17 protein-coding genes are annotated in these 22,902 nt (G+C 44.7%); 9 read left to right on the top strand and 8 right to left on the bottom strand.

What is annotated here, in order from left to right:
* Positions 1–117: 117 nt before the first annotated feature.
* The 3 genes from LN893_RS16080 to LN893_RS16070 form a co-directional block, all read right to left on the bottom strand.
* The gene (locus tag LN893_RS16080; protein WP_229971850.1) at positions 118–498 is read right to left on the bottom strand and encodes a group III truncated hemoglobin; all 381 of its coding nucleotides are present in this window, start codon (positions 496–498) and stop codon (positions 118–120) included.
* A 165-nt stretch (positions 499–663) separates the two neighbouring features.
* Positions 664–1,002: a hypothetical protein gene (locus LN893_RS16075; protein WP_229971848.1), complete on the bottom strand. Its 339-nt coding sequence runs from the start codon at positions 1,000–1,002 to the stop codon at positions 664–666.
* Between the two features lie 265 nt (positions 1,003–1,267).
* Positions 1,268–1,699 (bottom strand): hypothetical protein, encoded by a 432-nt coding sequence (locus tag LN893_RS16070; RefSeq protein WP_229971846.1) that lies wholly within the window; start codon positions 1,697–1,699, stop codon positions 1,268–1,270.
* 238 nt (positions 1,700–1,937) lie between these two features.
* Here LN893_RS16070 and LN893_RS16065 point away from each other — a divergent pair, with 238 nt between their 5' ends.
* Positions 1,938–3,206, top strand: a complete 1,269-nt coding sequence (locus LN893_RS16065) for an MFS transporter (RefSeq protein ID WP_229971843.1) — start codon at positions 1,938–1,940, stop codon at positions 3,204–3,206.
* A 175-nt stretch (positions 3,207–3,381) separates the two neighbouring features.
* On the opposite strand, the gene LN893_RS16060 is transcribed toward LN893_RS16065, so the two are convergent.
* A complete protein-coding gene (locus LN893_RS16060; protein WP_229971841.1) occupies positions 3,382–3,507 on the bottom strand; it encodes a 30S ribosomal protein THX in 126 nt (41 codons plus the stop codon).
* A gap of 343 nt (positions 3,508–3,850) precedes the next feature.
* On the opposite strand from LN893_RS16060, the gene uvrA reads away from it, so the two are divergent.
* The 7 genes from uvrA (at position 3,851) to LN893_RS16025 (ending at position 16,028) form a co-directional block, all read left to right on the top strand.
* Positions 3,851–6,655 (top strand): excinuclease ABC subunit UvrA, encoded by a 2,805-nt coding sequence (uvrA, locus tag LN893_RS16055; protein WP_229971840.1) that lies wholly within the window; start codon positions 3,851–3,853, stop codon positions 6,653–6,655.
* Between the two features lie 175 nt (positions 6,656–6,830).
* Positions 6,831–7,592 (top strand): triose-phosphate isomerase, encoded by a 762-nt coding sequence (gene tpiA, locus LN893_RS16050; RefSeq protein ID WP_229971838.1) that lies wholly within the window; start codon positions 6,831–6,833, stop codon positions 7,590–7,592.
* A gap of 179 nt (positions 7,593–7,771) precedes the next feature.
* The gene (locus LN893_RS16045; protein WP_229971835.1) at positions 7,772–8,152 is read left to right on the top strand and encodes a 7(1) septoil knot domain-containing protein; all 381 of its coding nucleotides are present in this window, start codon (positions 7,772–7,774) and stop codon (positions 8,150–8,152) included.
* A gap of 4 nt (positions 8,153–8,156) precedes the next feature.
* Positions 8,157–8,987, top strand: a complete 831-nt coding sequence (prmA, locus tag LN893_RS16040) for a 50S ribosomal protein L11 methyltransferase (RefSeq protein WP_229971833.1) — start codon at positions 8,157–8,159, stop codon at positions 8,985–8,987.
* Between the two features lie 9 nt (positions 8,988–8,996).
* Positions 8,997–13,772: a hypothetical protein gene (locus LN893_RS16035; protein WP_229971831.1), complete on the top strand. Its 4,776-nt coding sequence runs from the start codon at positions 8,997–8,999 to the stop codon at positions 13,770–13,772.
* Between the two features lie 148 nt (positions 13,773–13,920).
* A complete protein-coding gene (gene plsY, locus LN893_RS16030) occupies positions 13,921–14,565 on the top strand; it encodes a glycerol-3-phosphate 1-O-acyltransferase PlsY (protein WP_229971828.1) in 645 nt (214 codons plus the stop codon).
* Positions 14,566–14,666: 101 nt separating this feature from the next.
* The gene (locus tag LN893_RS16025) at positions 14,667–16,028 is read left to right on the top strand and encodes a dipeptidase (protein ID WP_229971826.1); all 1,362 of its coding nucleotides are present in this window, start codon (positions 14,667–14,669) and stop codon (positions 16,026–16,028) included.
* Positions 16,029–16,140: 112 nt separating this feature from the next.
* On the opposite strand, the gene LN893_RS16020 is transcribed toward LN893_RS16025, so the two are convergent.
* The 4 genes from LN893_RS16020 to LN893_RS16005 form a co-directional block, all read right to left on the bottom strand.
* Entirely contained in the window at positions 16,141–16,791 is a 651-nt protein-coding gene (locus tag LN893_RS16020; protein ID WP_229971824.1) for a porin family protein, read from the bottom strand.
* Between the two features lie 145 nt (positions 16,792–16,936).
* Positions 16,937–17,608 carry a porin family protein gene (locus LN893_RS16015; protein ID WP_229971822.1) on the bottom strand — a complete coding sequence of 224 codons (672 nt, stop codon included), beginning with the start codon at positions 17,606–17,608 and terminating at the stop codon, positions 16,937–16,939.
* A gap of 486 nt (positions 17,609–18,094) precedes the next feature.
* Complete coding sequence (locus tag LN893_RS16010; RefSeq protein WP_229971820.1) at positions 18,095–18,670, bottom strand: porin family protein; 576 nt, start codon at positions 18,668–18,670, stop codon at positions 18,095–18,097.
* A gap of 229 nt (positions 18,671–18,899) precedes the next feature.
* Complete coding sequence (locus LN893_RS16005) at positions 18,900–20,438, bottom strand: YifB family Mg chelatase-like AAA ATPase (RefSeq protein WP_229971818.1); 1,539 nt, start codon at positions 20,436–20,438, stop codon at positions 18,900–18,902.
* A gap of 270 nt (positions 20,439–20,708) precedes the next feature.
* Here LN893_RS16005 and LN893_RS16000 point away from each other — a divergent pair, with 270 nt between their 5' ends.
* The gene (locus LN893_RS16000) at positions 20,709–22,901 is read left to right on the top strand and encodes a GAF domain-containing sensor histidine kinase (RefSeq protein ID WP_229971816.1); all 2,193 of its coding nucleotides are present in this window, start codon (positions 20,709–20,711) and stop codon (positions 22,899–22,901) included.
* Position 22,902: the final 1 nt, after the last annotated feature.

Below are 22,902 nucleotides of genomic sequence, written 5' to 3'. Positions count from 1 at the left end.
ATTTATTCCTACATCATACATTCTAAACCACAACCAAAAATAAATTGCAGCAATAAATAAGCCAATCCTGCTGTAGGATTGGCTTATGCTTCTGGAAATGAAATGATTGATTCCATTTTAGCTGCTCCTGATAACATCCAGCAGGCCCATTCTCATCTGAAAAATATGGGCAATGTTTGTGGCTTTATGCTTTGCCTCCTCTGCTTTCGCGCCTTCAAATAAATCGCCGACTGTTTGTGTAAATAGGCTGATCCAACGGCTAAAGTGGCTGCGGCTAACTGGCAGGCGAAGGTGCTTTGGAAACGGCCGCCCATTGTAAGTTGTAGTACCTAAAAGCACCGAGCTCCAGAACTTATACATGGTTGGCAGATGGTGTTCCCAATCTACCTGGGCAAAGTCATTGAAAACAGGCGCCAGAAGCTCATCCTGGTTTACACTGTCGTAAAAGGTATCCACCAGTAGCTTTATATCTTCTTCGTTTTCTATATCCTTCTTCATGCGGTAGTTATTTACTGCTGCAAAGTTACATGCTTGAGCTGGCTTTAAAATGACAATCATCATACAACCCGCAAAATGAGCTTTAGCTACACAAAGGGCATAAAAAATCCTTCGAAAGAAATTTAAATCTGTTCGAAGGATAGATCTGAAATTGAATAAATGGAGTTATTTTCTCCTGTTGTAGCCCTTTAGGCGATTTAAAATAAGTAGTAATCGTCGGTTTATGTCACGCTCTTCTACAGGCATGCACTGAGCCGATATATTGGCAGGCTTCTTCAGTTTTTTCTCAACGGCCTTTAGGTGGTCCAGGTAGCACTCAACACTTGTGCAGGAAACATTCTGCAAAGCTGTTTCGGTGCTGTTCTCCTTTTTGTATTTCAGATTTATTGCGTTCGCAATTTCTGTGTTTATCAGTTTTGTTACGTCTTTGTCAGAAGTGATTTCCTGTAGATGTACTTTTTGCTCTATGTTTCCTAGTAAGTTTCTAATGTCTAGTTGTTCCATAACATTAATTGTTAGTGGTTAAAAAATAAAAGGCGCTACATTTTCTAAGGCGTTACCTTAAAGTCTAGCTCTTTTAAAAAATTTATAGTTAAACCTGCGGTAATTTGGTAGCAGAGGTACGCAGTAAATTAGGCCAACTGTTGCTTAGGATGCAGGCTCAATAACAGAGTGGCTTTTTTCTGTTTCCAGAAATTTATACTTGTAAAGAAAGCACAGTGTTACAGTAGCAAATAGAAAATAACAATTATTTCACAAGCGATGCAAGCTACCCTAATAATAATCTTTGCCTGCAAGTATTAAGCCATTCCTGTGCATCTTGCTCTTTTACAAAGAAATTGACAACAAGCTGCTTACTAAAATAGAAGGGGGAATCTGTGTGGTACAGTTCGCGAAACTTTGCCAGCTGGTTCGGGGAAGCCATATATGCAACATGTATTGTATGGCTATTTTCAGAGGCTTTTGGTATAAAAAACTTTAAAAACCACTCTTTTTCTGCCTGAGTCGATACGTTGCGAAGGCGCATATCCATCAGCCAGAGGTTTATCTTTTTGTCTCTCGCAAAGGCAAGGGTATGAATGTATCCTTCAAACAATTGTTCGGCTGTAACAGCAGAAACCCACCTGCCAATCAGGATGTTTAGATCCTTTCTGAAAGTCAGCTTCAGATAAGGCAATACCAATTCTTCAATAGCATTCATGGGCTGTGATATTCGTTATGCAGCACGAACTGTTTTATAAACTTAGACAATGACTGAACCATTAAAAAGCGCTGTAAATGAATTTAACTTATTCATAATCCGCTATAGGATAGAACATTTTCTGGCAAATAGCCTATACGTGCAAATTTAAATATAGATATAAGTTTATGTTATAAGACTAGGAATTAGCATTTATGATAAGTCATATTGGCTTAGCTTTGTGTTTTAAAGCTTACACATGAGTAACAGACCAAAACGCAGCCACGATCCTTACGCCGTGCTGCGCATTCCTGATTTCAGGTTATACATTACAGCCAGGTTGTGTATTACGCTGGCTATGCAAATACAGGCAGTGGTAGTGGGGTGGCAGATTTACGACATCACCCAAGACCCATTGTCTTTAGGGCTTATAGGGTTGGCCGAGGCTATTCCTTCTATTTTTGTGTCGTTGTATGCAGGCTATGTAGCCGATATGGTGCCGCGTAAGAAAATCATTATGGTAGTAGTGTCGGTGCTGATGGTATGCTCTGCCACATTGCTTTTTCTGACGCTGGATGTAAGCAATGTGCTGGCGCTGTATGGGGTGCTGCCTATTTACTGCGTAATTTTTCTAAGCGGTATAGCCCGTGGTTTTATGGGGCCAGCCGTATTTTCATTTATGCCGCAGTTGGTAGCCAATAAGCAATTCTATGCGAATGCTATTACATGGAGCAGCACTACGTGGCAGTCTGCTTCGTTGGTAGGTCCTGCACTGGGAGGCTTAATTTATGGCTTCTTTGGTATACAGGCTGCCTATTGCACCGATGCCATATTGGTTTTATTGTCGCTGGTAACGTTTGCCTTTATCGGATCAAAGCCTTTGCCAGAGAACATTAACCCGCAGAACCTGAAAGAATCCTTGCGCTCAGGTATAAAATTCGTGTTCGGCAACCAGATTATACTTAGTGCCATATCGCTGGATATGTTTGCGGTGCTGTTTGGTGGTGCCGTAGCGCTACTGCCCATTTTTGCCTCCGATATTCTGGAAACAGGCCCGCAAGGCCTTGGATTTTTAAGAGCAGCGCCTGCCGTAGGCTCTGTACTCACAGCTATGGCCATGGCTTATTACCCGATTACGGTGAATGCTGGTAAGAAAATGCTGTGGTGTGTGGCTGGCTTCGGCGCCTGTGTTCTGCTTTTCGGCTTGTCTACCAACTTCTGGTTTTCGATGGTGCTGTTGGCCCTGAGCGGGGCCTTCGACAGTGTGAGCATGATTGTCCGCTCTACCCTTATCCACACCTTTACGCCAGAATATATGAAGGGGCGTGTGTCTTCGGTAAATAGCATTTTTGTGGGCTCTTCTAACGAGATAGGTGCATTTGAATCTGGACTGACGGCAAAACTGATGGGCACAGTCCCTGCCGTTATTTTCGGGGGCACCATGACGTTGCTTGTTGTCGGGTTTACTGCCTTTAAAGCAGATAAACTCAGAACGCTGGATTTAACGCCTGACGCAGAGCCTGCTTAACTCGTTTATAGTTACCTTATTGTTATAAAGTAGCTTGATTGAAAGACGTTAGTTTGCTTTGCCTGATCGGGCTTTAATAATTTGGTAATATACTATAGGCCGCAACTGATTATTTAAAGCAGAAGCCCCCGCACCTGATCAGGTGCGGAGGCTTCTGCTTTAGCTTAGGTGAATGTTACTTAGCAGCTTCTTCTTTCTGCTTCTCCTGTAATTTTTTCTTTGTAGCTGTACGTGGGCGGCTGTTTCCGAAAGTGCCTTTCGATATCTTACCTTTTTTCGATTTTTTATCTCCTTTTCCCATAATTGATAGTAAATAGTTTTAGTTTAATTTCGTCTTAAAACATCATACGGGTAAAATTGCGCAACGGGTTAGTTTTACCCTGCGTGTTTTCTAAGTACAGCATTCAGTTCACACGTAGAATCTCTGTTCTCTGGTAAGTATACTATTGTTAACGCTCTTCGTACATCAACAATGAAAATGAAATGCTCATGCAGTTGCTTACGCTATACTTGTACAGCTATTGCAACAAACTCCTCAAAAAAAATGTTAGGTATTAGTATCTTTACAACTTACACAAAAGCAAAAAAAGGCTTTTGCAGGCTGCAAAGTTTAGAGCCTATACTTAACAAGAGCCATCGTTTGTATGACAAACATTCCTGAACAAAATTTCGACGAACTCGACGCCCGTCAGCACATCATCATCAAAGGGGCACGTGTACATAATCTCAAGAACCTGAGCGTGGCCTTGCCGCGCAATAAATTTATAGTTGTAACAGGTCTTTCAGGCTCTGGTAAATCTTCTTTGGCTTTCGATACGCTCTATGCCGAAGGGCAGCGCATGTACGTGGAGAGCTTGAGTTCTTATGCCCGCCAGTTCCTGGGCCGCATGGATAAGCCAGATGTGGATTACATTAAAGGCATCAGTCCAGCCATCGCCATTGAGCAGAAGGTAAGTATCAAAAATAACCGCTCCACCGTGGGCACCAGCACCGAGATCTACGATTACCTGAAGCTGCTTTACGCCCGTATCGGCAAAACTTATTCGCCTGTTTCGGGGGAAGTGGTGCAGAAAGATTCGGTAGCCGACGTGGTAGATTTTATTTTCTCTTTAGAGGACGAAGCCCGTGTAATGATTCTGGCGCCGCTACATCTGCAAAAAGACAGAACCTTAGCCAAGGAGCTGGATCTGCTGTTGCAGAAAGGCTATTCCCGAATTTATTCTGAGGGGCAGGTATACTTTATCGAGGAACTGCTGGAGCAGAAAAAGCCGAAACTGGGCAAGGAAGTATACATTCTCATCGACCGCGCGGTCATCTATAAATCGGATGAAGACCTGCAGTTTCGCATTGCTGACTCGGTGCAGACAGCATTTTTCGAAGGCCAGGGCGAGTGCCGTGTACATTATGGGGATGAGGAGCGTGTTTTCTCTGATAAGTTTGAACTGGATGGAATCGTTTTTGAAGAGCCGTCCGTTAACTTTTTCAGCTTTAACAACCCCTACGGTGCCTGCCAAACCTGCGAAGGCTTTGGCAGCGTGTTAGGTATAGACCCTGACCTGGTTATACCTGACAAAAGCCTGACGGTGTACGAAGGAGCCGTTGCGCCTTGGCGTTCCGATAAAATGAACGAATGGCTACAGCCGTTGATTAAAAACGGCATCCGCTTCGACTTCCCGATTCACCGCCCTTACAACGAACTGACAGAGGCGGAGCAGGAACTGCTCTGGACTGGCAACAAGTTCTTTGAAGGCCTTAACGATTTTTTCAAGCACATACAGGCGCAGACGCATAAGATCCAGTACCGCGTCATGCTGTCGCGCTACCGTGGCCGCACCGCCTGCCCCGAGTGTCGCGGCTCCCGCTTGCGCAAAGATGCCAGTTATGTAAAAGTAAACGGTAAAAGTATAACCGACCTGGTGCTGATGCCGCTAACGCAGGTGCTGCCTTTCTTCCAGAACCTGGAGCTGACGCAGCACGAGCGAAATGTGGCCGAACGCTTGGTAACAGAAGTAGCAAACCGACTGGGTTACCTGGAGCGTGTAGGTTTGGGCTATCTTACCCTTAATCGCCTTTCCAATACCTTGTCGGGTGGCGAGAGCCAACGAATTAATCTCGCCACTTCTTTGGGTAGTGCTTTGGTGGGATCAATGTATATCCTGGATGAGCCAAGTATAGGTTTGCACCCCAAAGACTCAGAGCAGCTGATTGGTGTGCTGCGCTCGCTGCAGGAAATCGGTAATACCGTGATTGTGGTGGAGCACGAAGAAGAAATGATGCGTGCTGCCGACCAACTGATAGACATTGGACCTGAGGCTGGTTCTGGTGGCGGTAACCTGATGTTTCAGGGTACTTTTGATGAACTGGCTGAGAAAGGCGATACCTACACCGCTAAGTACCTGAGTGGCCGCATGGAAGTGCCCGTGCCAACGGAACGGCATAAGTGGCGCAATGCCATTAACATTTCAGGTGCCCGCGAAAACAACCTCAAAAACCTGAGCGTGAAAGTACCTTTGGGTGTGATGACGGTGATAACTGGTGTAAGTGGCTCGGGTAAATCGACTCTGATTAAAAAGATACTGTACCCTGCTATGCAGAAGCTGCACGGCAATACAGCCGAGGCTACAGGTAAATTTGACAAACTGGGTGGCGACTATACCAAAATTGAGCACGTGGAGTTTGTGGATCAAAACCCAATCGGTAAATCGTCGCGTTCAAACCCTGTTACTTACGTGAAAGCTTACGATGCCATTCGTGCACTGTATGCCGATCAGCCGCTGGCCAAATCACGTGGGTTCAAGCCTTCGCATTTCTCTTTCAATATAGAAGGAGGCCGTTGCGAAGTGTGCCAGGGCGAAGGACAGGTGAAGATTGAGATGCAGTTTATGGCCGATATTTACTTAACCTGTGAGAACTGCCACGGCCATCGTTTTAAGCAGGACGTGCTCGACATCAAGTACAATGACAAGAGCATTTCGGATGTGCTTGAAATGACGATTGCCGACAGTCTTGCGTTCTTTGCTGAACAGCCGAAGATCATTGAAAAGTTGAAGCCGCTGAACGATGTAGGCTTAGGTTATATTCGTTTGGGGCAGTCGAGTAACACCTTATCGGGTGGTGAGGCGCAGCGCGTAAAGCTGGCATCTTTCCTAACGAAAGGAGCACAGCCGCACCAGGAGAATATCCTGTTCATTTTCGATGAACCCAGCACAGGCCTTCACTTCCATGACATCAGCAAATTGCTTACTTCCATCAGCGCCTTAATTGAGAACAACAATACAGTTGTTATTATCGAGCACAACATGGATATAGTGAAATGTGCCGATTGGATTATAGACCTAGGACCAGAAGGTGGTACCAACGGTGGACACCTGCTATTTGAAGGTACGCCAGAGGAAATGGCCAAGCTAGAAGATAACCATACGGCCAGATTTTTGAAGACTAGGTTATAATCTCCCCCTGCCCCCTCCTAAAAACAGGAGGGGGTATTTTTTTGCGTTACCTACAGCTCCCCTTCCTGTATTTAGGGGAGGCACAGGTGGGGTTAAACCAGAAATTGCTAAATTGCCAACATACTATCGTATACTTTACAAAAAGTAATCAAACATCATCTATAAAGTATAAAACATGAGAAAGAAAATAGTTGCAGGTAACTGGAAAATGAACAAGACAGCAGAGGAAGCGCTTTCGCTGGTGTCGGAAATAGATAACATGGTGAAAGACGAGGTAAACGATGATGTAACCGTAATCGTAACGCCTCCTTTTCCTTTTCTGCAGAGCGTGAGCAAACTAACGCAAGGCAATGATAAATTGCACCTGGCGGCTCAGGACGTAAGCGAGCACGAAAGCGGAGCCTATACAGGCGAGGTTTCGGCTGCTATGCTAAAGTCGGTGGGCGTGGAGTATGTACTTGTTGGGCACAGTGAGCGTCGCCTGTACCACCACGAAGATGCGCAGAAGCTGTATCAGAAAATGAAAGCTGCCCTAAAGCATGGCCTGAAGCCGATCTTCTGCTGCGGTGAGCCGCTAGAAGAGCGCGATGCTGATCGCCACTTCGAATATGTAGGCCAGCAGCTGAAAGATAGCGTTTCTTACCTGAGCAACGAAGAGTTTGACCAAATCGTGATTGCCTATGAGCCGATCTGGGCTATTGGTACAGGTAAAACAGCCAGCGCAGAGCAGGCGCAGGAGATGCACGCTTACATTCGTGAGCAACTGTCGCAGATGTTTGATGCCGAGGCTGCTTTCAACTGCACCATCCTTTACGGAGGTAGCTGCAACCCTGGCAATGCACAAGAAATCTTCTCGAAAGAAGACGTAGACGGCGGCTTGATCGGTGGTGCATCGCTAAAATCAAGAGACTTTACCGATATCATCAAGTCTTTCTAGATTTGGATAAACCTAATGCAGAGGCTACTGGTGTGCGCATCAGTAGCTTTTTTTATAGTGTTTTACCGAGGTTGTGTGGCTTGTATAACAATGCGGAAGTCAAATAAATTTGTTTTAAGTGCAATTTTATCTGCCCTAAATTGTTATGGCTTATACCTATATTTGGTTAAATTTATAGTATGCAACTATTACTAATATTTTGGCTGGTACTGAATATGCTGTTTCATACAGCAGAACCTGTCCCTGTTGCTCCTTCTGCAAAGGCTATAGCAACACGCGATTATTGCAAGGTATATGGCTCTGTTTACCTGGAGTACGATCCAAAGTACAAGAACACGGCTGCCTATACTGTCTTTTTAAAAGAGGATGAAGCCTTTGCGGACATGGTCGTGTATCGGGAAAAGAACAAGCTTTTTGCTGATGGCACCGCTATTTGGTACATCACACCTAAGAAAGCCTTTGCAGATCATATCTTGTATGTAACCGATAATAGAAACCTCGCCAACTTTACAGTGCACTTTACAGATGTGCGCTCTTTTGCCACTTGTCGCGAACAATAATAGAATGGATTTTATAGAAGTAACTTTAAAAGTAAACGCTGAATTTGCGGATATACTTACAGCCGAACTGGGAGAGTTAGGCTTTGATGCCTTTGTAGAAAACGAAGACGGCTTTAGCGCCTACTCCGAAGAAGAAAATTTTAACCAGGAAGCTCTGGAGGAAGTACTAAACCGTTATGCAGACTTTGTGCAGGTAGAATACGCGGTACAAAAAATAGAGCGCCAGAACTGGAACGAAGAGTGGGAGCGGAATTTTGAACCCCTGTTTATTGGGGAACAGGTATCGGTAAGGGCATCTTTTCACCAAAAGCCTGAAACGGCGAAGTACGATATCGTCATCAATCCGAAAATGTCTTTTGGCACAGGCCACCACGAAACCACCACGCTCATGATCGAGAACCAACTGACGCTGGACCACCAGGGCAAGCGGGTGCTAGACATGGGCTGCGGCACAGGCATATTGGCCATAATGGCAGGAGAACTCGGAGCCTCAGAAATCGTAGCAGTGGAAATAGAAGACTGGACCGTGGAGAATGCCCGCGAAAATGCAGCGCTTAACAATTATCCGACTATAGATGTTCGATTAGGTGGGGCTGAGACAATAGAAGGAGAAAAACCTTTCGATATCATACTAGCCAACATCAACAGAAACGTTTTACTGGACGATATGCCAGCTTATAAAGCAGTGCTTAAACCAACAGGTTGGCTTTTGCTGAGCGGGTTTTATACCGAAGACCTTCCATTGTTGCAGGAGCGAGCGCAAGAACTGGGGCTTTCTTACATCTCGCACCGAGTTAAAAACAACTGGGTGTCAGCTATTTTTAGAGAAGCTTAATTTTACAAGATGAAACAACTTTTACCCTTACTATTTTTCTTTACTACTCTGACAGCGCAGGCGCAGACAAAATTTTCTGAGGAGCCTGAAAGTTTTATAGCAGAGGCGAAAGCAATGCTAGTATCGGGAAGAGTTGACAAAGCAGAAGCAGTTGGCACGGCATTGGAAGAAGCCTGGAACAGCGGAAAGCTTTCTTCAAAACATAAAAAAGAAATAATAACCATAAGCCAGCGCATGAGCGGCAAGCGCTTGCGCCCCCAGCCTTATTTCGGCTTATTCTACACTTTGGTAACAGCAGGTGTAAACAACCAAAACGTAAGCGGCCAAGAGCTAGGAAGCCTTTTGGGCGTGGTTTCCAAATCTGTAGAGAAGGATGATGCAAAACAGTTTGCGCAATTTCTGAGCACAGCCAGTACCTACTTAAGCACAAACTTGCTGCAGCAAACTCCTTACTACAGCCTGCGCAGCACGGGAGGCAAGATAAGCTTTGCTTATGAAGAAAGAAAAGGAGGTGCAGCAGAGCCTCAGGATAACAGTAACTGGGATAATATTTCGTGGGACGATGAGGTGGGAGTGGAGCAGGAAATAGATCCTGTTTGGGGAGTGCCTATTACGAAGGCTAAACCTAAGAAAGAAACAAAAGAAGACAGAGAGAAGGCAGAGAAGAGGCGAAAAGAAGAGCTTAAGAAGCAGTTTATACCTAATCAGCCTGCTGTGGCGGGGCCAGTACTAAAGCTGGAAAACGCAACGCTAAATTTTGTTACCCCCTGGGATTCCTCCTCCATACAAGGCACAAGCGGCTACATAATGCTTGCCAGCAATATGTTTGTAGGCGAAGGTGGTACGTTTCAATGGAAAATAAGAGGGGCACCAGCCTCTGCCGAGTTTCGCAAGTATAACTTCGATATTACCACAGCCAGTTTTAAAGTACCAGATGCCACCGTTACCTACAATGCGGTACTGGGTGCTCCTGTAGATGGTGCCTTCGAGTGGCTGAGTACAAAACGCAAACCTACTGACAACTACCCTTACCCCAGGTTCATCTCCTTTACTAACGATGCCCGCATTACTACTTATGGTGATAACATTGTGTACAAAGGGGGGCTTTTGCTCCTGGGTAACAAAATCGGGAGCAAATGTTTAGATAACAGGCCTGCAGAAATTATTGTTTTCCAGAACGGAGAACGTAAATTCCGTGCTGCTTCTCCGAGTTATACCATCACCGACTCGCTTATAACCACAACCCGTGCGAGTATTGCCATCTATCAGCAGCAAGATTCGCTTACCCACCCAGCAGTGCAGTTGCGCTACTACGAGCCAAACCAGGAACTAACGCTTTTAAAGGATGACGGAGCTTTTGCACAGGCACCCTTTTTCGATTCTTACCATAAGCTGGAGGTAACAGCCGAACGCCTGCAATGGAACCTGAACGAGTCAAACATCAACTTTTCAGTACTTACGAGCAAATCTATAGTACCTGTACAGGTAGAGTCTACCAACTATTATTCTAGTAACCGCTTTGCACAACTAATAGGCGGGGCTACGTTTCATCCGTTGCTGGTGTTTGTAAACCATGCCAAGAAGGTTGGCAGCGGCGAGTTCTTCGTGAACGAGGTAACCAAAAGCACAGGGCTGAAGGAGGGGCAAGTACGTGATGCCGCAAACATGTTGTCGCGCCAGAGTTTCCTGCAGTATGATGCTAAGAGAGGCTTTATTCAATTAAACCAAAAGGCGTGGCATTATGCTGAGGCTTCCCAAAAACTGTCTGACTACGATCACCTGATCATAAAGTCAGTGGTACCCTCAGGTAGAAATGCTACGCTAAATCTGGATGAAAACAAGCTAACAGTACGCGGAGTAGATAAAATCACTTTTAATAATGATACCGCCAGTGTGTACATTATTCCGAGAAGGAGAGAAGTACACATCCTGAAAAACAGGGATATGGAGTTTGATGGGCAGGTGTATGCCAGCAGCCTTGCTTTTAAAGGTTCAGAATTTAAGTTTAACTACGATGAATTCTCTATAGACCTTGTAAAGCTTGATAGTATAGCACTTGTATCGCGGAGGAAGCGAGCCGTGGGTGGCGAGGCCACTGACCAGGTATTGTCGGGTAAGGGTAGCAAAATGTCGGGTAAGTTATACATCAACAAGCCCAACAACAAGTCTGGCAAAGAGCATTTTCCAGAGTATCCGAAGTTTGATGCGCCAGTAGGTGGGCAGGTAGCGTTCAGTAGGCCCGATGTGCTGGGCGGAGCTTACGATAGTACTGTTTTCTTCGAGATGCCACCCTTTCAGATGGATAGCTTAGGCACTGGCAAGGGAGCTGTGGCTTTTGATGGTACTTTCCAATCTGGAGGCATTTTCCCTCCTATAAAAGTAAAACTTACCATGATGCCCGACGAGTCGTTGGGTTTTTATTACCAGCCATCCGCAGAAGGTCTGCCTGCTTTTGGGGGAAAAGCAATGGTGTATGATACCATTATGATGAACTCGGACGGCATCCAGAGCAAAGGCAGAATTAAGTATTTAGCTGCTACACTAGAGGCACCAAGTTTTACCTACTATCCGAATTCTGTGGTTACAAAAGAAGGTGCCAAATTTACGCTAAATGAAGGCAAGTTGGGCGGAGCCGAGTTTCCGATAGCATCCTTAAACGGCTTTAGCATGAACTGGCTGCCGCAGTCAGATACGATGTATATCCAAACAAAGCAGGAACCTTTGCAGGTGTATAAAGAACAAATTGCCTTTAAAGGTATAGCCAAGTTAACGCCAACAGGTATGCATGCCAGTGGTGCTGTAGACAATTCTGCAGCTAGCATCACAGCGCCAAACCTGGATTTTAAACAGCGGTCTTTTAGCGGTAGCCATGCACAATTGTTGGCTAATTCTGATATAAAAGGATTGCCAGCGGTGAAGGCCGATGGAGTAGCGTTTACTTACGACTTGAATACTGGAAGTGTGGATTTTGGCATAGAGCAGCAAGGAATGGCCAGCATCGAGTTTCCGAAGGCACAGTATAAAACATCTATGAGCAGTGCCAGATGGGATGTGAATGCTAAAAAAGTAAGCCTTAACGCAGACGAAAATGGTGCTAAAAACTGGTTCTTCTCACAGCATCCTGAGCAGGACTCTCTTAAGTTCATGGCGGCCAGCGGAGAGTACGATCTGGCGAAAAACACCTTGCTAGCAGGCGGCGTGCCTTACATTGCCGTAGCCGATAGCTATGTTATGCCTGATAGCGGAAAAGTAGCTGTAGCTGCCGATGCCACTATACAAACGCTGCATAATGCCAGAGTAGTTTCCGATTCGTTGCAGCAGTACCACAAGCTTTACGCAGGTAACATCAATATTCTTTCCAGGAAAAAGTTTACGGGCGATGCTCTGCACAATTATTTTAATGCAGCTGCCGACTCAGCTGCTATTCTTTTCTCAAGCTTTGAGAATGGAGATCAGCTAAAAAAGAAGAAGAAAGCATCTGCTTATACCTTAGCCACAGGTACGATAGACGAAAGCAAACCTTTTTATATTTTCCCGCGCATCTTATACCGTGGAAAAGTAGCCATGCATGCAAATAAGCAACACATGGACTTTGACGGAGACCTGAAGCTAAATTTCACAGATAATCCTGCTGATTCCGATTGGTTCCCATACAAGCAGGACACTCTTAATCCAGATGAGGTAAAGATTCCGATTATAAACCCTAAAGCTGCCGACGGAACGCCTTTGCACACTGGTTTACACATAGTGGCTGGCTCATCGGAGGTTTACACCACCTTTGTCTCTAAAAAACAAGCTGAAGATGACTTGGACATGTTTGTGGTAGATGGCCTGCTGTCTTATGACAAGGGTTTAGGAGAGTTTAAGCTAGGCAGAGAAGATCGAGCTTACGCCGATTCTTATGAGGGTAGCGTGCTGATGTACAACGACTCTAGTAGAACTATACGCTTTGGCGGTAAACTGAATTTGGTAAGGTCAACAAGAGATTTTACGGTACAGGCCGCTGGTAACGGCAATGCTAGTATCGACAGCGCGCAGTATGAGTTAGATACTTTCCTGGCTTTAGATACAAAGGTGCCTTCTAAAGCACTGCGTTCTATGGCGAAGAACATACGTGCAAATGCTGGCGGGGCACCTGAGGCTATAGACGGAAGTTCAGCAATGTTGTATAAGCTTGGTGAGTTTATCGGCAACCGCAATGTGCGAAGTTATATAGAGCGCAGCGCAGCAGAGTACGTGCCGCTGCCAAAAGTATCCAAAGCGTTAGCAAGAAACCTGTTGCTTAATAAAGTAGATCTCCGATGGTCGGATATGTACAACACTTGGTACAGCGTAGGCAAAATTAGCCTGGCCAGCATAGACAAAGAAGACCTGAACGTGCAGTTAGATGGGTTTATGGATCTTCGTACGGACTTGGCTGGAGACCCTGTAATGCACTTGTACCTACAAGCCGATGCCTATACCTGGTACTACATCAGTTTCTTTGAGAATGCCTATACAGTGGCATCATCAGACGATGATTTCAACCAAGCAGTTTCCAGAGCGAAAGGTGTATATGCTGGTGGCCCTATAGATAAGAACGAGTTCATCCTTCAGTTTAGGAACAACTATTTAAAAGGGGAAGAAGCGTTTAAAGTTGCTACAGAGCAACCGATAGCAGACCCAGACGCAGGTTATAACTTTGTGGAAGAAGAGGAGCCGCAGAAGAGCAGAAAGAAGAGAAAGAAAAATAAGGAAGAAGATCCATTCGGGACGGATGCAGGAGGAAGCCTGTATAACCAATAGCGGCAGAGGTGCCGTATATAAGTAAAAGAGCCAGCTTTTGGAGGATAGATTAAATTCTCTTTATATTTGAGCTTCTTTTTTTCTAAATAAACCTCTGACTTGCTGTTGCAGCTGTAGAGGCTACAGTTTTAAAAAACATACTGACGGAATGGATGTACTTTTTATAGCTTTACTTGGTATTGTTGCCTACCTGATTGGCTCTATTTGCACGGCGGTTTGGGTAGGGAAGGCATACTATGGTATAGATATCCGCCAACATGGTAGTGGTAACTCGGGTGCTACAAACACCTTTAGGGTGCTTGGTAAAAAACCTGGAACAGCTGTCATGCTTATCGATATTTTTAAGGGTTGGACGGCAACATCTTTAGCGGGGCTTCTGGTCATTTTTGACGTCATCCAAGCAGAGAATCTGGTGGTTTATCAACTGATACTAGGTGCTCTGGCGGTAGTAGGGCATATCTTTCCTGTTTACGAAAAATTCAAGGGCGGCAAAGGAGTGGCAACGCTCTTAGGTATGATGCTGGCTATACATACAGAAGTCGCGCTGATGTGTATGGTTATATTCGTAATCGTTTTGTTTACTTCTAAATATGTTTCCCTGGGCTCTATGATTGCGGCACTAGCTTTTCCTATTTTGCTGCTGCTGCCACGCTTTCATCCAGAGAACCCTGTGCTGATCGTGTTTGGCTTTGTAGTGTTTGCCGTAGTTGTCCTCACTCATCGTAAAAACATTAACCGCCTGCTACAGGGCGAAGAAAGTAAAGCTAACATTACATTAGGCCGAAAGAAATAAAGCTGCTGTAAGAGCAGCCCTGATACAATATGTAAAAATGCCATCCTGCACAGCAAGGGTGGCATTTTTTTGTAACTTTAAGTCAAACCAATGCAATGTATATGAACCAATATATCTCTGATAACAAAGAACGTTTTATAAATGAACTGCTGGACATGCTGCGCATTCCTTCGGTTAGTGCCGACCCTAAATTCAAGGGCGATGTGCTAAAAACAGCAGAATTCATCAAAAGTAAACTGGAAGAAGCGGGTGCCGATAAAGTAGAGCTATGCGAAACAGCTGGGTATCCTATTGTTTATGGGGAGAAAATAATAGATGAAAGTCTGCCAACAGTGTTGGTATATGGCCATTACGATGTGCAACCTGCCGACCCTTACGAACTGTGGGAATCGCCTCCTTTTGAGCCCGTTATAAAAGACGAAAAGATTTACGCGCGCGGTGCCTGCGACGATAAAGGGCAGATGTACATGCACGTGAAGGCTTTCGAGGTGATGATGCAAAACAGTGCTTTGCCTTGCAACGTGAAGTTTATGATTGAGGGGGAAGAGGAAATAGGCTCTAAGCACCTAAGCGATTTTGTAAGGGATAACAAAGAAAAGCTGAAGGGCGATGTGATTCTGATTAGTGACACCAGCATGCTAGCCAATGATGTGCCTTCTATAACGACAGGCTTGCGCGGCATGAGCTACGTAGAAGTAGAGGTAACAGGGCCCAACAGAGACCTTCACTCAGGTATGTATGGTGGCGCGGTGGCAAACCCGATCAATATTCTTTGCCAGATGATTGCTTCGCTGCACGACGAGCATAACCATATCACCATACCAGGCTTCTATGACAATGTAGAGGAGCTTAGCCAGGAAGAAAGAGCAGAGATGGGCCGAGCACCGTTTAACCTGGAGAACTACAAAAAAGCGCTTGATCTGAAAGATGTGCATGGCGAAGCAGGCTATAGCACACTCGAAAGAACTTCCATTCGCCCTACGTTAGATGTAAACGGTATATGGGGAGGCTACACAGGCGAAGGAGCTAAAACAGTTATTGCTTCTAAGGCCTTTGCTAAAATTTCAATGCGTTTGGTGCCTAATCAATCGTCCGCAGAAATAACAGAGAAGTTTCAGAGGCATTTTGAGAGTATAGCGCCTGCAGGTGTGCGAGTGGTGGTAAAACCTCACCACGGCGGAGAGCCAGTTGTAACACCAACCGATTCTGTGGCTTATCAGGCTGCTGCACGTGCTTATGAAGAAGCATTTGGCATCAAGCCAGTGCCAGTTCGTAGTGGAGGTTCCATTCCGATTGTAGCCATGTTCAAGTCTGAGCTAGGCTTAGATTCTGTGCTGATGGGCTTTGGCCTTGATTCCGATGCGATTCACTCCCCAAATGAAAGCTTCGGTATCTTCAACTTTATGAAAGGCATAGAGACAATACCGCTGTTTTACAAGTATTATGCTGAGATGAGCAAATAACAACTATAGAAAAGCCACCTGAATATTAGCAGGTGGCTTTTTTGATGCTGAAAGTATGTGTTTTACCCCATGAAAAATGATGCTTCTACTGTTTAAGGGTACAATGCTTCTGCTACAGAATAGCTGGCAATAGGTAGCCAATAGAGAATTGCCACACCATATTGCGCTGCGATAAATCGTCTGATCTGAAAGAGCGAAGGCCTCCAGTATTGCGCAAACTCATAAAGAGTCCATTTTGTAAGGCTAAGCCAATGCCTACGGTATAGCCATAATCAAACGTGTTGAACTGGCTTTTGCTGAAGTACTGTTCTCCCAGCACGAGCGGCTCTGTGCCGCCAGGCGTTGGGTCGGTGGTGCTGATTAAATTAACGTTGCTTTCCTCGTTAAATAGGTAACCAACATAAGGGCCTGCTTCTACAAATAAGGCAGCCTTCTGTAGCTTAAATAGCAGCGGTACCTCCACATAATCTAGTATAAGGTCGCCAGCGTAGGCCTCGCTTTCTGACACGCTATAGTTGTCGTAGGTAAAGCCTTTTCTGCTGTAGAGCATTTCGGTCTGGAAAGCTATTCTGGAAATGAATTCGTAAGTATAAACCAATCCCCCATGCATACCTGCTTTGTAATTGATGTTGCTAGAAGGAGCATCGGAGCCTACAGCCGAAGTAAGTGCGCCACCTATTTTAGCTCCAAACCTGGAGTATTGTGCCTGTGCCGAAAAGGCCACAGTGAAAAGTAATGTTATAACGAAGATTTCTGTTTTCATAGTTGAGTACGGATTATTCACTTAGTTAAGTGCTTCTCTGTTGTACTGCAGAGAATACAAATTTGTTAGAGTACAAAAGGGTTTAAAACAAAAAAGCCAGCCTTGCTTTTGCGCAAAACTGGCTTTTTTAATTAAGACTCAAATACTATCTGCTGCCAAGATTGTAACCTAAAGTAATCAGGAATACAGAGTTTCTGGCGTTTCTTAAATCGTTACCGATATCTCCTTCATAATCCTCAGGATTGAAATCTCCAAAATCTGTTAGGCTGCCATTGTAACGAACACCAATACTAAGGCCTCCGCCAGTTGCCAGTCCTATACCAGCGGCATAACCAAGTTCAAATTTTTTCATGTCGTCTCTGCTTATTTCGGTTGTGTTTGACGATACACGTTCGTCGTTCATATAAAGCCTGGTTCTGTTATTAACACTAAGCAGGTACGATGCCTGTGGGCCAGCCTCAAAGTATAATGGGCCAGCTTTTATTCTAGCTAAAACAGGAAGGTCAAGGTAGTTATAATTTGTGTTTCCCTCACGTCTGTAAGTATCGGTTAATAGGGTATACTCCTCATCGCTGTTTTTATAACCTTTATTTGAGTAAAGCAGCTCTGGCTGAATAGAAAAGAAGTTGCCTATGATGCCGATATTATAGGTTAGGCCTGCGTGGAAGCCCCATTTGTTCTCGAAACGGTCTTCATTTTGTAAATCGCCTTCTAGGTTAGAAAGGTTAGCGCCTACTCGGACTCCAACACCAGATTGTGCCTGAGCTACAGACATAGAGGCTATTAAAACGGTTATTACAAAGAATATCTTTTTCATATTTTTTAAGTGTAATTAAGTTAAACATGTCTACACATCATCTGTATACGGTTTACATGACAGAATAAGGTGTAAGGTTTCTGTTAATAAGTAAGGGCACCTAATTAGTTTAAATTATCTGTGTCCAAAAATATTGGAGTGGTATGATGTAAAAAGCAACTATAAAAGCTTTCTACATGCATTTCACAACAATTTATCAGGTGCTAAATATTGTTTAATGTAATTCCGTCCAGTTACTTAATTTAAAATTTTAGTGCAATTATCTGTCCTGAATAAGAATACTTTCTCCGTCAGTTAAGATAACACTTGTACATGCATGTACAAGTGCATTAGCAACAAGCGGGCCATTTTATAGAAATTTGCTATATAGCTTGCTTAAATATCGGGTGAGTGAATATATTTAACTGGTAGAAGTAAAAAACGAGGAAGCCTGGGCAGTTGCCTAGGCTTCCTCGTTTCATAGCTTAAATTTCGTACTAATGGTTTTTATCTGCCGCCTACCAAAAAGCCTACAGTGAGTAAAAACACGCCGTTGCGAACATCAGCTGCGTTATTATCGTCATAAAGTTTAGAGAAGTCGCCGTTGTATCGAACACCGATATTTAAACCGAGCGGGGTGGCAAATCCTACACCTGCAGCATAACCGAAGCTAGTGCGTCTAAAACCATCCAAATCTGAAGTTACGGTGTTATCGTCAGCCTTGATGTTTTCGCCAACACGTACCGAGAATTGAGGACCACCCTCGAAGTAAATAGGACCTGCATTTACATGAGCAAGTACTGGAACATCGATATAACTAAGGTTTAGCTTAACATCATTAGCATCGTCTAGCTTGGCGCCTTTCATTGAGTATAGTACTTCTGGCCTGACAGAAAGAAAGTTATCTACAAGAGGTATGCTTGTATATAAACCTGCATGAAAGCCCAATTTTCTTTCAAACATGTCGGCGTCGTTTCCTTCAAACCCAGCATAGTTAGCTCCTACTCTTACGCCGATGCCTTGTGCGTGCGTTGCGAAAGCAGCTATGAAAGCAAAGAAGAATAATAATAAGCCCTTTTTCATAGTAATTTAATTTAGTGTAATTGTTACAAGTATATTTTACAGATTGAATCTGTTTGTAGCTATTACGTGCTAAAATTTTAAAAGTATAAGAAAAATCATAAAACATAATTTGTATTTGTCAGCACGAATTTGCTATATAGATGCATAGCTATAAAAATAACAAGGCTGCAGCTTCTGCAGCTGCAGCCTTGTTAAGGGATTGTTAATAAGATTATTAAGGTGCTTGGGTTTACCCTGCCCAGCCTTCTCTGTCTAGGCTTCTGTATTGTATAGCTTCTGCTAAATGTTCAATTTTTATTTCTGGACTACCTGCCAAGTCGGCTATGGTACGGCTTACTTTTAATATCCTGTCGTAGGCGCGGGCAGAAAGGCCTAAACGTTCCATGGCTGTTTTAAGAAGTGTTCTGCCAGCTTCGTTTATGTGGCAGATTTCCTTCACCATTTGCGATGGCATCATGGCATTGGAATGTATCTGAGGTGTTTCTTTGAAACGTTCTGTTTGCAGTTCTCTTGCCTGTACTACACGCTCACGCACTTTGCTGCTTTCTTCTGCTTTGCGTGTGGCTGTCATTTCATCAAAGGTAACAGGCGTTACCTCCACATGCAGGTCTATGCGGTCTAGTAAAGGGCCACTCACCTTGTTCAGGTAGCGCTGTACCACGCCTGGTCCGCAAACACATTCTTTCTCTGGATGATTGTAGTAGCCACAGGGGCACGGGTTCATACTGGCAATCAGCATGAAGTTTGCGGGGAAATCTATGGTAGTTCTGGCCCTAGAGATGGTTACCCGCCGCTCTTCTAAGGGCTGCCGCATCACCTCCAGCACAGTACGCTTAAACTCTGGCAACTCATCCAAAAACAGTACACCGTTATGCGATAGCGATATTTCGCCAGGTTGCGGAATGCCACCGCCTCCTACCAAGGCTACATCCGATATAGTATGGTGCGGCGAGCGGTAAGGGCGCGTGTTCAGTAGAGAGGCAGCTTCTCCCAGCTTACCAGCCACAGAGTGTATTTTGGTTGTTTCCAGGGCTTCCTGCATAGAAAGGGGCGGCAGGATAGACGGCAATCGTTTAGCCAGCATGGTTTTGCCTGCCCCAGGAGGGCCAATCATAATCACATTATGGCCACCAGCTGCTGCAATCTCCAGAGCACGTTTAATATTCTCCTGCCCCTGCACATCGGCAAAGTCGGCGGCATACTGGTCTACATTGCTTTGGAACATTTCGCGGGTATCAATTACCAACGCCTGTATTTCTCGTTTCCCATCCAGAAACTCTATGGCCTCCATAATGTTGTTAACTGGAATAACATCCAGGTTATTAACAATGGCTGCTTCCGAAGCATTCTGGGCTGGAAGTATAAAACCTTTGAAACCTTCTTTCCGTGCCTGGATGGCAATGGGCAATACACCTTTTACTGGTCTTAGAGAACCATCCAACGATAGTTCTCCCATAATCATGTACTGCGAAATCTTGTCGGTTGCGATCTGGCCCGATGCTGCCAGCACACCCATGGCTATGGTTAAATCGTAAGAAGAGCCTTCTTTCCTGATGTCGGCGGGAGCCATGTTGATCACCACTTTCTGCCGTGGCATTTTGTAGTTATACTGCTTTAGTGCCGACTCTATCCGTTGTTCGCCCTCTTTTACAGCATTATCGGGTAAGCCAACCAGGAAATATTTGGTGCCAGCAGATACGTTTACTTCTACAGTAATGGTATAGGCGTTAACACCCTGAACGGCACTGCCATACGTTTTAATAAGCATCGTGAATATTTTTATGCAATAAGGCTAAAGTATATTGGTGCGGAAACATTATATTTTGCAACAAAGTTCTTGAGTGCCACATACTTTATAGAGTGCAAATTAAGTTTAATCTTTCAGCTTAAGAAAGCGTACTTACAAACCGAACAGTTGCCCTAGCAGGTGCGTAAGCATAGCTTCGACTAAAAATCGCCAAAAAAAATCTCTTGCTTAAAGCTATGTATAGCAACAGATAGGCAAAATACACTGATATTAGCTTACAAAATCATATAAATGGAGGCAGAAGTAAAGCCAGTTCAGAACGTCGAACAGACGGATAAAAATATCTTAACCGTTTTTAATAGGGCGCAGCAAAGTGTAAGGCAACAGCTAATGCGAGGTGCGGCTTTAGAAGCAGTGTTGGATAGCCTTATTTTGATGATACAAGAGGTAAGCCCTGATATGAAAGGCTCTATACTGCTGCTGCATAACAGTGGCCGTACATTGCACCATGCCAGTGCCCCAAGTTTAGACAAAGCATATTCTGAAGTTGTTGACGGCCTTAAAGTAGGGGCAACTTCAGGCTCCTGTGGCACAGCTGCCTATTTAGGCAAGCTGGTTATAGTGGAAGATATAGAACATGACAAGTTGTGGGAGAATTTCCAGTTCGCGCTGGAGTTTGGCCTTAAAGCTTGCTGGTCGCATCCCATTATGTCGTCTACAGATGGAGGCGTGCTCGGGACTTTTGCCATGTACTACACGAGTGTCCGCAGACCTACTCAAACTGAAGTGGAACTTCTGGAAATATCTGCTGGGTTAGCTGGAACTGCTATAGAATGGAACAGAATACTTCATGAGCGGAAGTCTTTTGAGGACGAACTTCGTAATTCTAACGCAGAACTTCTGCAGCTTAATAAAGAGCTGGATGAACGTGTGAAAAGGCGAACTGCAGAACTGGAGTATCAGAACTATCTGAATCGCATTATTACAGATAATGCCACAGGCGCACTTTTTATGATGAACGAATTTGGAGAGTGTACCTTCATGAATCCTGCCGCTGTGGCTATGACAGGCTTTACCTTAGAAGAGCTTGCGAATAAGCCTCTGCATGATATTATACACCATACAAGGCCCGATGGCAGTCACTATCCTTTGCACGAATGCCCAATAGACAGAGCACTGCCACAAAATAGCGATGTGCGTGCGCACCAGGATGTATTTATCCGAAAAGACGGCACCTTCTTTCCTGTTTCCTGTGCTGCCAGCCCGATAAAAGAAAATGGCGTACCTGTGGGTACTGTCATAGAAGTGCGTGATGTAACTGAGGAAAAGAAGGCGGAGCAGGAGCTGTTAGAGTCGGCAGAGAAGTTGCGCCTGATATTGGAGGCGATGCCGCAAATAGCCTGGACTGCTAACCCTGGCGGAGATATTGATTACATAAACCGTCGCTGGGAGGAGTACACGGGGAAAATTGCCGTTGAGGGAATTGGTGACCTTTGGCTTAAAGCTGTGCATGAGGATGACCGTGATGCGGCTTTCAAAGTTTGGAAAGCGTCGTTAGAGAGTGGTGCCGATTATGAGAACTACTTTAAAATAAAAGCTAAAGATGGTACTTATAGATGGTTTTTGGCAAGAGCTGTGCCTTTAGTAACACAAGACGGGGAACTGCTGAAGTGGTTTGGTACCTGTACCGATGTGCACGAGCAGCGTTTGGCCATCGAGAACCTGGTGAAGGCTCAGGAGCAACTAACAGTAATCAACAGCGAACTTTCGTCTAAAAACAAAGAGCTGATGAAAACGAATGCAGACCTGGATAACTTCGTTTATACAGCCTCTCACGATTTACGAGCTCCTATTGCGAATTTGGAGGGCCTGTTGCTTGCCTTAAAAGATGAACTTGCGCTGAAGGAGGTATCAGTAACACGTTTGCTGGAATACATGGATGTGGCCATCGGTCGTTTTAAAAGAACCATTGCAGAGCTTACCGAGATATCTAAAACGCAGAAGAACATAGAGGAGGAAGAGGAGCAACTAGACCTGAATGAACTGCTGGCAGACATAAAGGAGTCTATCCGCGATACTATAGCGAATGCTGGAGCTACCATCACATCAGATTTTTCAGCTCTTGATACTGTTCGATTTTCCAGAAAAAACTTCAGAAGCATACTTTATAACCTGATCTCCAATGGCATTAAGTATAGGTCGTTAGACAGGCCAGTTGAGGTGAAGGTAAGTGTAAAATACCTGGAGGCAGAGAAGGAGGTATTGTTGCGGGTAGAAGACAACGGGTTAGGCGTTGATATGTCTCAGGCAGACCAGTTGTTTGTTATGTTTAAGCGCCTGCACGACCATGTTGAGGGATCGGGAGTTGGCTTATATATTGTAAAACGCATAGTAGAGAACGCAGGTGGAAGAATAGAAGTGGAGAGTGAGTTAGGAAAAGGGAGTGCCTTTATTGTTTACTTACCTGCTGGCAAACAGCTATAGG

It is taken from the genome of Pontibacter harenae (assembly GCF_020907245.1).
GTDB classification, from domain to species: Bacteria; Bacteroidota; Bacteroidia; order Cytophagales; family Hymenobacteraceae; genus Pontibacter; species Pontibacter harenae.
Note: the sequence above shows the minus strand (reverse complement) of the source record. Positions and strands in the feature narration are given on the sequence as shown.